This window comes from Micromonospora mirobrigensis (assembly GCF_900091555.1).
Classification (GTDB): domain Bacteria; phylum Actinomycetota; class Actinomycetes; order Mycobacteriales; family Micromonosporaceae; genus Micromonospora; species Micromonospora mirobrigensis.
On the sequence record NZ_FMCX01000006.1, the window covers coordinates 106,160 to 121,147 of the forward strand.

The 14,988-nt window shown below is 74.0% G+C and carries 13 protein-coding genes; 4 read left to right on the forward strand and 9 right to left on the reverse strand.

Annotation, left to right across the window (positions count from 1 at the left end; all coding sequences use genetic code 11):
* Positions 1-105 precede the first annotated feature (105 nt).
* Positions 106-1,047: a transporter substrate-binding domain-containing protein gene (locus GA0070564_RS20220; protein WP_091610614.1), complete on the forward strand. Its 942-nt coding sequence runs from the start codon at positions 106-108 to the stop codon at positions 1,045-1,047.
* Positions 1,044-2,075 carry a hypothetical protein gene (locus GA0070564_RS20225; protein ID WP_091610617.1) on the forward strand — a complete coding sequence of 344 codons (1,032 nt, stop codon included), beginning with the start codon at positions 1,044-1,046 and terminating at the stop codon, positions 2,073-2,075. Before GA0070564_RS20220 ends, GA0070564_RS20225 begins: the two co-directional genes overlap by 4 nt.
* A gap of 22 nt (positions 2,076-2,097) precedes the next feature.
* On the opposite strand, the gene GA0070564_RS20230 is transcribed toward GA0070564_RS20225, so the two are convergent.
* The 9 genes from GA0070564_RS20230 to GA0070564_RS20270 all read right to left on the reverse strand — a co-directional run bounded on the left by GA0070564_RS20230 (position 2,098) and on the right by GA0070564_RS20270 (position 12,825).
* On the reverse strand, positions 2,098-3,288 hold the full coding sequence (locus GA0070564_RS20230) for an acyl-CoA dehydrogenase family protein (protein WP_091610620.1): 1,191 nt from the start codon (positions 3,286-3,288) through the stop codon (positions 2,098-2,100).
* The gene (locus GA0070564_RS20235) at positions 3,285-5,354 is read right to left on the reverse strand and encodes an ATP-binding protein (RefSeq protein ID WP_091610622.1); all 2,070 of its coding nucleotides are present in this window, start codon (positions 5,352-5,354) and stop codon (positions 3,285-3,287) included. Before GA0070564_RS20235 ends, GA0070564_RS20230 begins: the two co-directional genes overlap by 4 nt.
* 118 nt (positions 5,355-5,472) lie before the next feature.
* On the reverse strand, positions 5,473-7,074 hold the full coding sequence (locus GA0070564_RS20240; RefSeq protein WP_091610625.1) for an acyl-CoA carboxylase subunit beta: 1,602 nt from the start codon (positions 7,072-7,074) through the stop codon (positions 5,473-5,475).
* Entirely contained in the window at positions 7,071-8,264 is a 1,194-nt protein-coding gene (locus GA0070564_RS20245) for an acyl-CoA dehydrogenase family protein (protein ID WP_091610627.1), read from the reverse strand. Before GA0070564_RS20245 ends, GA0070564_RS20240 begins: the two co-directional genes overlap by 4 nt.
* Positions 8,261-9,949 carry an acyclic terpene utilization AtuA family protein gene (locus tag GA0070564_RS20250; RefSeq protein ID WP_091610629.1) on the reverse strand — a complete coding sequence of 563 codons (1,689 nt, stop codon included), beginning with the start codon at positions 9,947-9,949 and terminating at the stop codon, positions 8,261-8,263. Before GA0070564_RS20250 ends, GA0070564_RS20245 begins: the two co-directional genes overlap by 4 nt.
* Entirely contained in the window at positions 9,946-10,758 is an 813-nt protein-coding gene (locus GA0070564_RS20255) for a TIGR03084 family metal-binding protein (RefSeq protein ID WP_091610631.1), read from the reverse strand. The genes GA0070564_RS20250 and GA0070564_RS20255 overlap by 4 nt, the downstream gene beginning before the upstream one ends.
* A 31-nt stretch (positions 10,759-10,789) precedes the next feature.
* Complete coding sequence (locus GA0070564_RS20260; protein WP_091610634.1) at positions 10,790-11,410, reverse strand: TetR/AcrR family transcriptional regulator; 621 nt, start codon at positions 11,408-11,410, stop codon at positions 10,790-10,792.
* Positions 11,411-11,635: 225 nt separating this feature from the next.
* Positions 11,636-12,007, reverse strand: a complete 372-nt coding sequence (locus tag GA0070564_RS20265) for a metallophosphoesterase family protein (RefSeq protein ID WP_245670127.1) — start codon at positions 12,005-12,007, stop codon at positions 11,636-11,638.
* 140 nt (positions 12,008-12,147) lie between these two features.
* Complete coding sequence (locus GA0070564_RS20270) at positions 12,148-12,825, reverse strand: Crp/Fnr family transcriptional regulator (RefSeq protein ID WP_007466162.1); 678 nt, start codon at positions 12,823-12,825, stop codon at positions 12,148-12,150.
* A 219-nt stretch (positions 12,826-13,044) separates the two neighbouring features.
* Between GA0070564_RS20270 and GA0070564_RS20275 the strand changes: the two genes are divergently transcribed.
* Together GA0070564_RS20275 and GA0070564_RS20280 are read left to right on the forward strand one after the other, a co-directional pair.
* Positions 13,045-13,707 (forward strand): adenosylcobinamide amidohydrolase, encoded by a 663-nt coding sequence (locus GA0070564_RS20275; RefSeq protein WP_091610636.1) that lies wholly within the window; start codon positions 13,045-13,047, stop codon positions 13,705-13,707.
* Positions 13,708-13,764: 57 nt separating this feature from the next.
* Positions 13,765-14,937 (forward strand): CapA family protein, encoded by a 1,173-nt coding sequence (locus tag GA0070564_RS20280; RefSeq protein WP_091610640.1) that lies wholly within the window; start codon positions 13,765-13,767, stop codon positions 14,935-14,937.
* Positions 14,938-14,988: the final 51 nt, after the last annotated feature.

The window sequence follows — 14,988 nt, forward strand, 5'->3', positions numbered from 1 at the left end:
TGCCTCCACGGTGGAGCGACCGGTGTGCGGCGGGTGGCCACGGAGATGGCCAGGACCGGCTACCCTCGGTGTCCCGCAGGCCGTGACCGTCAGCGAGGTAGCCCGATGAACGACGTCGCCTCCCGGCACCGGCTCCGGTCGGTCGCCACCACCCTCGCGGTGGCCCTGACCCTGACGCTGGCCGCGGCGGCCGGCTGCGACAACCGGCGGGATCCGCCGTTGCCGTCGGTGCTGGACAAGCTCCGCGAGTCGCACGTCGACGGCCAGGCGAAGATCAGGATCGGGGTGGCGACCACCGAGCCGTTGATGGGTGAGCTGCGCAACGGGGTGCACGTCGGGTTCGACGTGGAGATCGCCCGCTACATCGCCTCCTATCTGGGGTTCGCCGGGGACCAGCGGATCGAGTGGGTGTCGCTGGCCACCGAGGACCGGATCCCGGCGTTGCAGGGCGGCGTGGTCGACCTGGTGGTCTCCAGCTTCTCGATGACCGAGGACCGGGAGAAGCTGGTGAGCTTCGCCGGACCGTACTTCGTCACCACCCAGGAGGTGATGGTGCCGGCGCGGCTCAAGGACCGGATCCGCACCATCGAGGACCTGCGCCGGCCGGAGTACCGGATCTGCACCAGCGGCGGCTCCACCACCGAGGCCGAGCTGGCGAAGCACGACGTCAAGGCGTACGTGGTCAAGGAGGTGGGGGACTGCGTGAAGGGCATCCGGGCCGGCCGGTACGACGCGGTCAGCTCGGACGAGACGATCCTCGCCGGCTTCCTCTCCCAGTACCCGAAGGACTTCGAGATCGTCGACATGCCGTTCGGCACCAGCGAGCTGCTCGGTATCGGCGTGCCGATCGGGGATCCGGCCCTGCGCGACCTGGTCGCGTTCGCCCTGCAGAAGAGCTACCTCCAGGGGCGCAACGGGATCAGCAGTCCCTGGCTGACCGCGTACAACCGGACCCTCGGGCCGTGGTTGAAGGCGGACAAGTCGCAGCCGCAGCCGCTGGACGTACCGAAGCTGGTGGACTTCGACGACAAGGCGCCGACGAGATGAGCGCCGCCGTCACCGAGGAGGCCCGCCCGGCCGGCCCGGTGCCGGCGGTCCGGGACCCGGCGGAGCGCAAGGCCCGGGCGAGCCAGTCGTTCTGGACGGCGGTGGTCGGCGTGCCGGCCATCTTCTCGGTGCTGCGGCTCGGCGTGGAGGCGGGCGGGGAGCTCCAGACCACGCTGCTGCTGGTGGCGAACGTCGGCACGGTGAACCTGCTGGCCGGCTTCCTCACCACGGCGGCCCGGCTGCTCTCCACCGGGCTGGTGGCGACCTTCGCATTGGGTGCGGTGCTGCGGGTCAGCGTGGACCGGATGCCGCCGACCGTCCGCCGGCCGCTCTTCGCCCGGTGGGTGGACGTCACCCCGGCCTGGTTCGCGGTGGCCAGCTTCCTGCTCGCCCTGGTCACCTGGCAGCTGCTCTACCTGCCGCTGCTGGTCCCGGCGTTCGTGGCCGCCTTCCAGCTCACGCCGGCGCGGCTGCACGAGCAGCGGGTGCCCCGGGTCCTGCTGCTGGTCGGCCTCCTCGGCGGGTACGCGTGGCTGCTCGCGCCCACCCTGGCCGACGCCGTGGACCAGCGGGAGTGGCTGGCGCTGCTGCTGCTCTCCGCTCCGCCGCTGCTGGCCCTGGCGATCACCGGCCCGCTGCCGGGGGCGGTGGTCCGGCCGCTGGCCTCGGTCACGGAGGCGGCGGTGCTGGCCACCCTGGTCTGGGCGGCGCTGCCGGTGATCAGCACCCCGGTCCTGCCGTTGACCGTGACCACCGTCGAGTCGGCCCCCGGGGTCACCGAGGACATCCGCGGCCACGTGGTGACCACCGACGACGTGAGCATGGTGCTGCTCCAGGAGCGCGGCGGGGTGCGGTACGTGCCGACCGGTCAGGTACGCGCCCAGGTGCTCTGCCCGAGCGAGGAAGAGCTGCCCCGACACCGGCTGCGGATCCACGACTTCCACGTGGAGGACTCGCTGCTGGAGGGGCTGGGCCGGCGGGTACGCCCGGTGCACCGGATCGACGCGGCCTGCCGCGCGGTCCGTTGAGACCCGGGCGGCAGGCACGCCGTCAGTAGGACTTCTCCTGGCCGAGGATGTGCTGGGCGACGAAGTTCAGGATCATCTCCCGGCTGACCGGGGCGATCCGGCCGGCCCGGACTGCGCCGAGCAGCGTCGCCACCCCGTACTCGGTGGTCATGCCGGCCCCGCCGAGCGCCTGCACGGCGGTGTCCACGGCGAGCGCGGCGGCCTCGCCGGAGGCGTACTTGGCCATGTTGCCGGCGACCCCGGCCTCCAGGTCGCGGCCGGCGTCGTAGAGGGCGGCCGCCTTCTGGATCATCAGGCGGGCGAGTTCCACCTGGACCGCCGCGTGCGCGAGCGGGTGCGCCACGCCCTGGTGGGAGCCGATCGAGCGGCCGCCCCAGACCTTGCGCGTCGCCGTGTACTCCGACGCCCGCTCGATGGCGTACCGGCCGGTGCCGGCGCCCATCGCGGCGACCGTGATCCGCTCCGGGTTGAGCCCGGCGAACAGGGCCGGCAGGCCGGCGTCGAGCGACTCGCCGACCAGCGCGTCGGCGGGCAGCCGCACGTCGTCGAGGAAGAGCATGAACTGGTTCTCCGGGGAGAGGATCTCCATGTCCAACCTGGACTTCTCCAGGCCGGGCGCGTCGGTGGGCACGATGAACAGCGCCGGCTTGAGCTTCTGCGGAGCCGCGTCCCCTGAGCCGGCACTGCCGTCTCCGACGGCCACGCGCGCGACCACCAGCACGTGCCCGGCCTCGTCCACCCCCGAGATGTAGACCTTGCGACCGGAGAGGAGCCAGTCGTCGCCGTCCCGGCGGGCCACCGTGCCGAGCCGGTGGAAGTTCGAGCCGGCCTCCGGTTCGGTGATCGCGAAGACGATCTTCTGGGAGCCGTCGGCGAGGCCGGGCAGGTGCCGCTTGCGCTGCTCCTCGGTGCCGTGCTTGTTGATCACCGTGGCGGCGATGGCGGGGGAGACCACCAGCAGCAGCAGCGGGCAGCCGGCGGCGGCCAGCTCCTCGCAGACGATTGCCAGCTCGGTGATGCCGCCGCCCCCGCCGCCGTACTCGGTGGGGATGTTGACCCCGAGGTAGCCGAGCCGGCCGGCCTCGTGCCACAGCTCGTCGGTGTGCCCGCCGGACTTCGCCTTCTGCACGAAGTAGGAGTGGCCGTACTTCCGGCCGAGCGCCCGGACCGCGTCGCGGAGCTGGTCCTGCTCACCGGTGAGGTCGAAGTTCATGACGATGCCTCCTCGAGGGGGTTGACCACGGCCAGCACGGCGCCCGTCTCGACCTGGCCGCCGGTTGGCACGGGCAGCTCGGCGACCACGCCGTCGGCCGGAGCTAGCACGGGGTGTTCGAGCTTCATCGCTTCCAGGGTCAGCAGCAGGTCACCGGCGGCGACCCGCTGGCCGACCTCGACGTGCACCCGGCTCACCGCGCCGGGCAGCGGCGCGAGCAGCGACCCGGCCGCCAGCTCCGCGGTGGGCAGCGGGAAGCGCGGCAGCTCGGTGAGGCTCACCGCCCCGTCCGGGCCGTCCACGAAGACCTCCGACCCCACCCGGTGTACGCGGAACGCCCGCCGCACCCCGTCGACGTCCAGCACCACCCGGTCCGCGGCGGCCGACACCAGCTCCACCGCCGGCCCGGCGTCCCCGTCCTTCGGCGGCCCGGCGTCCCCGCCCGCCGCCGGATCACTGTTAAGAGGGGGCCCCTGCTCTACCGAATGCGTTAAGCGGGGGCCTTTCCTTTCCAGCGACCACTCGGCGAGCGCGCCGGCGCGGTCGAGCCGGTAGCGCACCTCGAGTTCGCCGCCGTCGGCTGCCGTGAAGCGGGTGACCTGCGGGAACGCCGGCACGTTGCGCCAGCCCGAGGGGAGGCCGGCGAGCACCCGAGCGGTCGACCGGCGGCCGGCCGCCGAGGCCAGCGCCGCCGCCAGCGCGACCTGGGGGAGCTGTTCGGCGGGCAGCAGCGGGGCGAAGACCGCCGGATGCCGATCCAGGAAGCCCGTGTCCACCTCCACCGCACCGAACTCCCGGCTGCGCAGCACCCGGACCAGCAGGTCCCGGTTGGTGGCCACGCCGTGCAGCTCGGCCCGGGCCAGCGCGCCGGCCAGCGCGCGGGCCGCCTCGGCCCGGGTGGGCGCCCAGGCGACCAGCTTCGCCAGCATCGAGTCGTAGTGCACGCTCACCGCCGAGCCGTCCACCACGCCGGAGTCCAGCCGGAGCCCGCGCAGCGGGGCGAACCCGCCGGCCACCCCGGGGATCGCGAACCGGTGCAGGGTGCCGGTGGCCGGGCGAAAGCCCTGGGCCGGGTCCTCGGCGCAGAGGCGTACCTCGATGGCGTGCCCGTCGACCGGTGGGGTGGCCGCCAGCGGCAGCGGCTCGCCCTCGGCGACCAGCAGTTGCAGCCGGACCAGGTCCAGGCCGGTGACCGCCTCGGTGACCGGGTGCTCCACCTGGAGCCGGGTGTTCATCTCCAGGAAGAAGAACTCCCCGTCCGGGGCGAGCAGGAACTCGACAGTGCCGGCGCCCACGTACTCGACCGCCCGGCCGGCGGCCACCGCCGCGGCGTGCAGCCGCTCCCGCAGGCCCGGGTCGAGGACCGCCGGGGCCTCCTCGACGATCTTCTGGTGCCGGCGCTGGATCGAGCAGTCCCGCTCGCCGAGGGCCAGCACCGTGCCGTGGGTGTCGCCGAAGATCTGCACCTCGACGTGGCGTCCACGCTCGACGTAGCGCTCGATGAAGACCGTGCCGTCGCCGAACGCCGCAGCCGCCTCGCGGCGCGCGGAGGCCACCGCCTCGGCCAGCCCGGTGGCGTCCCGGACCACCCGCATGCCGCGGCCACCGCCCCCGGCCGACGCCTTCACCAGCACCGGGTAGCCGGTGACCTGGTCGGCGTCGGTCCAGGTCGGCAGCATCGGCACGCCCGCGTCGGCCAGCAGCGCCTTGGCCGCCATCTTGTCGCCCATCGCGGCGATCGCCTTCGCCGACGGGCCCACCCAGGTCAGCCCGGCGTCGGCCACCGCCGCCGCGAACTCGGCGTTCTCGGCGAGGAAGCCGTAGCCCGGGTGCACGGCGTCCGCGCCGGCCTTCCGGGCCGCGTCCAGGATCGCCTCGATCCGCAGGTACGTCTCGGCGGGCGTGTTCCCGGGCAGCCGGACCGCCCGGTCGGCGTCGGCGACGAAGGGCGCGTCGGCGTCCGCGTCGGAGTGCACGGCGACGGTCTGCACGCCGAGCGCCCGGCAGGTGGCGAGGACCCGGCGGGCGATCTCCCCCCGGTTGGCGACCAATAGTCTCGTGATCACTGAGCCTGCCTCTCGTTCGCGACTGCGGGACTCCGCTCCGCTGCGTTCCTCGCGCTCACATGCTGAGCTGGCCTTTCGTTCGCGACTGCGGGACTCCGCTCCGCTGCGTTCCTCGCGCTCACATTCGGAAGACGCCGAAGCCGTCGGCGCCCCTCACCGGTCCGTTGTGGATCGCCGACAGGCAGAGCCCGAGGACGGTACGGGTGTCCCGCGGGTCGATCACCCCGTCGTCGTAGAGCCGGCCGGAGAGGAAGAGCGCCCCGGACTGGGACTCGATCTGCTGCTCGACCATCATCCGCATCGCGGCGTCGGAGTCCTCGTCGTAGTCCCGGCCCCGGGCGGCGGCGGCCTGCCGGGCCACGATCGACAGCACCCCGGCCAGCTGCGCCGGCCCCATCACCGCCGACTTGGCGTTCGGCCAGGTGAACAGGAACCTCGGCTCGTACGCCCGGCCGCACATGCCGTAGTTGCCGGCGCCGTAGGAGGCGCCCAGGTTGACCGTCAGGTGCGGCACCGTCGAGTTCGACACCGCGTTGATCATCAGGGCGCCGTGCTTGATGATGCCGCGCTGCTCGTACTCGGTGCCGACCATGTAGCCGGTGGTGTTCTGGAGGAAGACCAGCGGGGTGTCGGCGGCGTTGGCGAGCTGGATGAACTGGGTCGCCTTCTGCGCCTCCGCGCTGAACAGCACACCCCGGGCGTTGGCCAGCACGCCGACCGGATAGCCGTGCAGCTCGCCCCAGCCGGTGACCAGCGCGGTGCCGTAGTTCGGCTTGAACTCGTCGAACTCGCTGCCGTCGAGCACCCGGGCCAGCACCTCGCGCGGGTCGAAGGGCACCTTCAGGTCGGCGCTGGCGATCCCCAGCAGCTCCTCCGGGTCGTACTTGGGCGGCTGCGGCACCGGGTTGCGCGGCGGCGGGCCCTGCTTGCGCCAGTTCAGCCGGCGTACGCACTGCCGGGCCAGCCGGATGCCGTCCCGCTCGTCGGAGGCCAGGAAGTCGGCGAGACCCGACGTCGAGGCGTGCATGGCGGCGCCGCCGAGCGACTCGTCGTCGGTCACCTCGCCGGTGGCCATCTTCACCAGCGGCGGCCCGGCCAGGTACACCTGCGACCGATCCCGGATCATGATGGTGAAGTCCGACATCCCCGGCACGTACGCGCCACCCGCGGTGGCGTTGCCGAAGACCACGCTGACCGTGGGGATCCGCTCGGCGGAGAGCCGGGTCAGGTCGCGGAACACCCGGCCGCCCGGAATGAAGATCTCCGCCTGGGTGGGCAGGTCCGCGCCGGCCGACTCGACCAGGTTCACCATCGGCAGCCGGTTGGCCAGGGCGATCTCGCCGGCCCGCCGGGTCTTCGCCAGCGACCACGGGTTGATCGCCCCGCCGCGTACCGTCGGGTCGTTGGCGACGATCAGGCACTCCACGCCCTCGACCACCCCGATGCCGGTCACCGTGCTGGCCCCGACCGGGAAGTCCGTGCCGTACGCGGCCAGCGACGACAGCTCCAGGAACGGGCTGTCCTGGTCGAGCAGCAGCTCGATCCGCTCCCGGGGGAGCAGCTTGCCGCGCTTGTGGTGCCGGGCCACGTACTTCTCGCCGCCGCCCGCCCGGGCCCGGTCCAGCTCCGCCTCCAGCTCGGCCAGGCGCTCCAGCAGCGCCTCCCGGTTGGCGCGGAAGGTCGGCGCGGACGGATCGATCGCAGTGTCGATCGTGCTCATAGGCCCATGCCCTTCGCGATGATCTCGTTCATGATCTCGGTCGTGCCGCCGCCGATCCCGAGGATCCGGGCGTCCCGGTAGTGCCGCTCCACCTCGGCGTCGCGCAGGTAGCCGAAGCCGCCGTGCAGTTGCAGGGCTGCGTCGACCACGAAGTCGCAGGCGGCCACCGCGACGTTCTTCGCCATCGCCACCTCGGTCACCACCGGCTCGCCCACGGCCACCCGTTCGGCCACGTCGTGCACGTACGCCCGGGCCGCCTCGGCGCGGGTGTGCATCTCGGCCAGCCGGTGCCGGATCAGCTGCCGGCTGGCCAGCGGCCGGCCGAACGTGGACCGGTCCCGGCACCAGCGGGTGGCCAGCTCCACGCAGCGCTGCGCGGTCGCGTACGCGCTCGTGGCCAGGGAGAGCCGCTCGGTGGCGAAGTGCTGCATGATCGCCAGGAAGCCGGTGCTCTCCGCGCCGATCCGGTTCGCCACCGGCACCCGCACGTCGACGAAGGAGAGCTCGGCGGTGTCCGAGCAGTGCCAGCCGAGCTTCTCCAGCCGTCGGCCGACGGTGAAGCCGGGCGTACCCCTCTCGATCACCAGCAGGGTCAGCTCCCCGCTGCCCGGGAAGTCGGTGCAGACCGCGGTGGTCACGAAGTCCGCCCGGATCCCGCTGGTGATGTACGTCTTCGACCCGTTCACCACGTAGTGGTCGCCGTCGCGGCGGGCGGTGGTCCGGATCGAGGCGACGTCGGAGCCGCCGCCCGGCTCGGTGATCGCCAGCGCGCCGATCATCGTGCCGGCGAGCGTCGGGCGGACGTACCGGTCGATCAGGTCCTGGTCGAGGGGTGGCCCGGCGCCGAGCCGGCCGCCCAGCGAGCCGCCGAGGCGGGTGCCGGCCGCCGCGACCATGTGCGGCAGCGCGATGCCGTGCGTGAAGAGCGCCGCCACCAGGCCGGACGAGCCACCCGAGCGGATGATCTCCTCGGTGACCACGATCGAGTCGAGCAGGTCGCCGCCGCTGCCGCCCACCGACTCGGGGAAGCCGATGCCGAGCAGCCCGGTCTTCGCGGCGGTCTCGTGCAGCGACCGGGGCACCTCGCCGGCCCGTTCCCAGTCGTCCAGGTGCGGCAGCACCTCCCGGGTCACGAACGCCCGGGTCAGCTCGCGCAGCTGCCGCCGCTCCGGGGTGTCCACGATGCTCACCGTCCGCCCTCCCCGCCCGGCAGGTCGGCGGGCAGGTCGACCACGCGGGAGCGGAGCAGCTCGCCGAGCGCCTTGGCCTGCGGGTCGAACCGGGTGGAGGCGGCCACCCCCTGCCCGAGCAGCCCCCGGACGACGAAGTTGACCGCCCGCAGGTTCGGCAGCTCGTACCGCTCGACGCTCAGCGGCGCGGTCTCCGGCAGCAGCTCGGCGAGGCTTTCGACGGTGAGCCAGCCGCGCAGCCAGGCCCAGGTGTCGTCGGTGCGGGCCCAGACGCCGAGGTTGGCGTCGCCGCCCTTGTCCCCCGAACGCGCCCCGACCAGCTCACCCAACGCCCCCCGCCGGGTCGGACCCGGCGCCGGCCGGCCCGGCGGTTCCTGCGGGCCACGGGCCGCCGCCGACGAGGTCACCGGCGGCGCGGCGATCGTCACCCGCTCGCCCGAGGGGAGGACGGCCACGTGCTCGACCGCGTCCTGCGGGACGGTGTCGGCGGTGAAGACCCCGTACGGGGTGGCGTCGCCGGGCAGGGTGGTCAGCGTGCAGCCCGGGTAGGAGGCCAGGGCCAGCTCCACCGCGGCGGCCGAGAAGGCCCGCCCGGCCCGCGCCTTGTCACCGTCGCGCAGGTGTACGTGCAGCAGCGCGCTCGCCACCTCGGTGTCGGCCGCGTCGGCGTGGTCGGTCCGGGCCAGGGCGAACTCCAGGCCGTCGGCGCCGACCGCCTCCTCGATCTGCCCCCGGACCAGGGCCGCCTTGGCGGGGATGTCCAGCCCGCACAGGACGAACGTCATCGAGTTGCGGAACCCGCCCAGGTTGTTCACGCCCACCTTGAGGGTGTCCGGCGGCGGGGTGCCGCGGACCCCGCCGACCCGCACCCGGTCCGGGCCGTCGGCGGCCAACTCCACCGTGTCCAGTCGGGTCACCACGTCCGGGCCGAGGTAGTCGGGGCCACCCACCTCGTACAGCAGCTGGGCGGTGACCGTCTCCACGGTGACCGCGCCGCCGGTGCCGGGGTGCTTGGTGAGCACGCAGGAGCCGTCCGGGTGCAGCTCGGCGACGGGGAAGCCGGGACGGTGAGCGCCGTCCGGCAGCTCGGTGAAGAAGCTGAAGTTGCCGCCGGTGACCTGCGCCCCGCACTCGATCAGGTGCCCGGCGACGGTCGCCCCGGCCAGCGCGTCCAGGTCGTCGCGCCCCCAGCCGAACCGGGCGATCGCCGGCCCGACGGCCAGCGAGGCGTCGGTGACCCGGCCGGTGACCACGATGTCCGCCCCGGCGTCGAGGCAGGCCGCGATGCCGAACGCGCCCAGGTAGGCGTTGGCGGTCAACGCGTCGGGACGCTGGAGGGCGTCGCCCTCGACGTACCCGATGCGGGTGCGAAGGCCGAGCCGGTCGGCGAGCGAGCCGATCGTGGCGGCCAACCCGGAGGGGTTCAGGCCGCCGGCGTTGGTCACGATCGTCACGCCCCGGTCCAACGCGGTGCCGAGGATGCCTTCGAGCTGGCGGAGGAAGGTCTTCGCGTAGCCCAGCGACGGGTCGCGCAGCCGGTCCCGGCCCAGGATCAGCATGGTCAGCTCGGCCAGGTAGTCCCCGGTGAGCACGTCCAGCTCGCCACCGTCGAGCATCTCCCGCCAGGCGGCGGACCGGTCGCCGTAGAAGCCGGAGGCGTTGCCGACCCGCAGCACCCCGCTCACCGGGTCGCCCCGGCGCGCTCGTTCACCGCGGTGGCCGCCCGCTTCGCGCCCGGCGGACCGGCGAACGCCTGCGCCACGTCCAGCCACTCGTCGGCCACCGGCCCGGTCGCCACCAGGGCCAGGTCGGCGCGGTGCCGGCGCTGGGTGACCAGCAGGCAGAAGTCCAGCGCCGGCCCGCTGACCCGGTCGGCGGCGTCCGCCGGGCCGAAGGCCCAGACCTCCCCGCCGGGGCCCGGCGCGGCCAGCTCGACCCGGACCGGCGCCGTCGGCACGTCCCGACCGTGGGCGGTGAAGCCGTGCCCGAGGGTACGAAACCCGAGGTGCGCGACGTGCCGCAGCCGGACGGTCGGGGTACGCGTCAGGCCGAGCGCCTCGGCGACGTCCTCGCCGTGCGCCCAGGTCTCCATCAGTCGGGCGGTGGCCATCGAGGTGGGTGACATCCGGGTGCCGTACCAGGGCAGCTTCTCGCCGGGCGGCGCGGCGGCCAGGTCGGCGGCGAGGGTGGCCCGCCCGGTGCGCCAGCGCTCCAGCAGCTCGGCGGGCGGGGCGAGGAAGGACTCCGCGCCGTCGTCGACAAGCCGGGTCGGGTCGGGCGCCGAGGTGACCGAGGCGTAGAAGGCGTCGGCATCGGTGGCGGCGAGGTGCGCCACGTGGTCGGTCCAGGCCAGGTGGGCGATCTGGTGGGCGACCGTCCAGTTGGGAGCCGGAGTGGATCGGGCCCACCCTTGCGGAGGCAGCGGTGCGACGAGGGCGTCGAGCTGGTCGGACTCGGCGGCGAGGTCCGCGAGCAGGGCGGTCAGGTCGACCATGGTGCCTCCGGGTGGTGGGCCGGTCAGGGGATCAGTGCCGCTCGCCGTCGGGGGTGAGCAGGGTGACGAGCTGGCGTTTCCAGGTGCCGAGCAGGGCCGTGCGCCGGGCCGTGTCGTCGCTGAGCAGGTTGGCCACGCCGAGCCCGCGCAGCAGGTCCAGGGTGGCCTGCACGGCCTCCCGTACCCCCGGGCGGCGTTCGTCGACGCCGAGCAGCTCGACGGTGAGCCGGTGCATCTCCCGGCCGACCCGCGCCTCCAGGGGGACCAGCGCGTCGCGCAGCTCCGCGTCGGTGCGGGCCGCCACCCACAGCTCCAGCGCGGCGACGAAGAGCGGTCCGGTGAAGGCGGCGGCGAGCAGGTCGACCACCCGGTCGAGCCGGCGCGGACCGGCGGGCAGCGCGTCGGCCTCGGTGCGCAGCTCCACCGCCCGCCGCTCGGCCAGGTGGTCGACGGCGGCGGTGACCAGGGCGGCCTTGGTCGGGTAGTGGTGCAGCTGGGCGCCCCGGGACACCCCGGCCCGGGCGGCCACGACGGTGGTGGTGGTGCCGGACCAGCCGTGCTCGATCAGGCAGTCGACGGTCGCCTCCAGCAGCCGGGCCTGGGTGGCGCGGCTGCGCTGCTGTTGAGGGACGCGGGTCGATGCGGCGGGCACGGGGACAGCGTGCCGCCACCGAAACAAACAGTCAAGCCTGACTTTTTCCGGGTCGGCGGCGGCCGGCGGCGCTCCGCCCCCGCCGCGCGCCCGCGCCCTTCAAGATCCGCGCAACTTCGGCGGAGTTGTGGTCTCGGCCCTGCCCGAAGCAGCAATTTCGGAGAAGTTGTGCGGATCTTGTACTGGCGTCCGCGTCCGGCGCGGGGCGTGGGCGGCGCGTGGGGGTCAGCGGCCGTCGCGGGGGCCGAAGGCGGCCAGCGCGTCGAGGTCGCTGTGTCGGGAGCGGAGGTACTCGTCGGCCCAGGCGGCGGCCTCCGGGAAGCCCGACTCCGTGGCCACCCGGGCGCAGGCGGCGTCCACGTCGTACGCGGTCCGCCGCAGCTGCACGCCCGGCCCGAGCAGCGCCCACCACGCCCCGACCCCGCCGTACGGCATGCCGACGCTGCCCGGGTTCACCACCAGGCGGCGGTCGACGAGGCGGGCGTACGGCATGTGGGTGTGGCCGCAGACGACCGTGCCGACCTCGGGCGGGAGCCCGGCGAACACTGCCGGCAGCGCGCCGTGGATGTCGGAGAGGACGGCTACCCGTTCGAACATCGGCCCAGCCTGTGCGCCGACCGGCCGGTGGGTCCAGCGATTCTGCGCCGGGCAGACGAAGCGCCGCCCGGCGTGCCGGGAAACGGGACCGGCCCGGACCGCGCGGGGCGGTCCGGGCCGGGGAGATCGTGGAGGAGCTGTCAGACCCGCGCGCGGCGGGCCAGGCGCTCCGGGTCGAGGATGATGATGCTCTTGCCGTCCAGGCGCAGCCAGCCGCGCGAGGCGAAGTCGGCCAGCGCCTTGTTGACGGTCTCCCGGGAGGCGCCGACGAGCTGGGCGATCTCCTCCTGGGTGAGGTCGTGGGTCACCCGCAGCACGCCGCCGTCGCGGGTGCCGAACCGGCCGGCCATCTGGAGCAGGTTCTTGGCGACCCGGCCGGGCACGTCGGTGAAGATCAGGTCGGCCAGCGAGTCGTTGGTCCGGCGCAGCCGACGGGCCAGCACCCGCAGCAGCTGCTCGGCGATCTCGGGCCGGTTGTTCAGCCACGGCCGCAGCGCCTGCTTGCGCAGTCGCACCAGCCGGGTGTCGGTCACCGCGGTGGCCGTGGCCGTCCGCGGTCCGGGGTCGAAGAGCGACAGCTCGCCGACCATGTCCGACGGCCCCATCACGGCGATCAGGTTCTGCCGGCCGTCCGCCGCCCGGCGACCGACCTTGATCTTGCCGGACAGGAGGATGTAGAGACTGTCGCCGGGCTCACCCTCGTTGAAGACGATCTCGCCCTTGCGGACCTCGATCGTCTCCATCTCCTTGGCGAGCGCCTCGGCAGCCTCCGGGTCGACTCCCTGGAAGATCCCGCTGCGGGCCAGTACCTCGTCCATCGCGCACCTCCGCCTGCGCGTGCCGTCCGTCGGCCCGGGTCCGCCGTCCGCTGATCCCTCGCGCGTCGCCAAGTCTAGGCGCACGTGAGTGACAATCAGCGCCGCACCCCTGGAAACTTGATCGTTGGGCGTAACCTCCGGGACTTGATCTAGCAGTACCATCCCCCACCCGATCGGGTGGTGTCGGGCGTTTCCGGCCCCCGGCCGTAGGGTCGGTCCGTGCTCGACGACCCCCAGCTCACCACCCGCGCCGAGGACGGCCGCGACATCCCCCTGCTGGTCTGGCGCGCCAACCGGCCGCTGCTCGCCGTCAGCAGCGGCCCGCTCGGCGGCGGGATCGGCGTCCGGCGCTGGGTGCTCAACGCGACCGTGCCGATGTCGTACGACCGGGACGACCCGGCCGACCACCTGGCCGGGCTGGCCGACCGGCTCGGCCTGGTCGGGCCCGGGGTGGGCCTGCTCACCGGGGTCGACGTGGCCGAGGTGGTCACCCGCTCCGACGCCGGGGTCCGGGTCTGGGCGACCGTCGGGCTGGGCACCCCGATCCCGGCCGCCGCACCCGGGCCGGCGGCGCACGCGCAGCGGGTCGGCACCGTCAACATCATCGGGTACGTCCCAGCGCGGCTCGGCGACGCCGCCCTGGTCAACGCGGTGGCCACCGCCACCGAGGCGAAGGCGCAGGCGATCGCCGAGCTGGGCCTGCCCGGTACCGGCACCCCCACCGACGCGGTCACCCTGCTCTGTCCCGCCGACGGCCCGGCGGAGCCGTACGGCGGCCCCCGCTCGACCTGGGGCGCCCGGCTCGCCCGGGCCGTGCACGCGGCCGTCCGCGCAGGTGGCGCGGGCACCGTGGTGCCCTGGTCGGACCGGCAGGCCGGCTGAACATCCGGCCGTTCGGGCGTCGTCGGGGCTGGCACCTACCCGGTAGGGTCGCGGACGATGTCCGCTCCCGCCCGCCTCCGCTCCCGCCCGCGCCGACGGCTCACCGCCGCCCTCGGTCTCCTCCTCGTGACGCTGCTCGCCGCCGGCTGCGGCGACGACGCGCCGGACGCCGTCTGGCAGTCCGGGTCCGGCTCCACCGGATCGGCCGCGCCCGCCAAGCCCGGCAAACCGAGCGCCCGACCTCCCACGCCGGCCAGCGGCGAGGCGATCTCGCTGGCCGCGACGGGCGACATCATCATGGGCAACGCGCCGTCCCGGCTGCCCGCCAACGGCGGCAAGGGCTTCTTCGACCAGGTCGCCGGCGCCCTCAAGGCCGACCTGGTGATGGGCAACCTGGAGGAGCCGCTCACCGAGGACACCGGCGCCGGCAAGTGCGGCGCCAACACCACCAGCTGCTTCCAGTTCCGGGCGCCCCCGGAGTACGCCGCGCACCTGCGCGAGGCCGGCTTCGAGCTGCTCAACCAGGCGAACAACCACGGCTACGACTACGGCCCTGCGGGCTACGAGAACACCCAGCGGGCGCTGGACGAGCACGGCCTGAAGCACACCGGCGCCCCGGACCAGATCACCGTGGTCGACGTCGAGGGCGTCAAGGTCGCGGTGGCCGGCTTCTCCTCGTACGTCTGGTCCAACAGCCTGGTCGACATCGACGCCGCCACGAAGGTGATCAAGAAGGCGGCCACCATGGCCGACCTGGTCGTGGTCCAGGTGCACATGGGCGCCGAGGGGTCGGAGAAGACCCGGGTACGCCCCGGCACCGAGATGTTCCTCGGCGAGAACCGGGGCGACCCGATGAAGTTCTCGCACGCGATGATCGACGCCGGTGCCGACCTGGTGGTCGGACACGGGCCGCACGTGCTGCGCGGGATGGAGTTCTACCGGGGTCGGCTGATCGCGTACAGCCTCGGCAACTTCGCCGGCGGCGCCCGGTCGCTGAACCCGACCGGTCGGCTCGGCTGGGGCGGCGTGCTCAAGGTGTCGCTGCGTCCCGACGGCAGCTGGGCCGGCGGCTCGTTCACCTCCACCCGGATGAGTTCCGTCGGCCGGCCCGGGATGGACCCGGACGGCCAGGGGCTCGGGCTGATCCGCGAGGTCAGCGGCAAGGACTTCCCGTCCACCGGCCCCCGGTTCGGCGCGGACGGGAAGATCAGCCCGCCGGCGGCCGGCTGAGCCCGGGCGTGGGCCCGTCCGGTCGTCGGTCCCGCGACGTAGGCTGGCCGG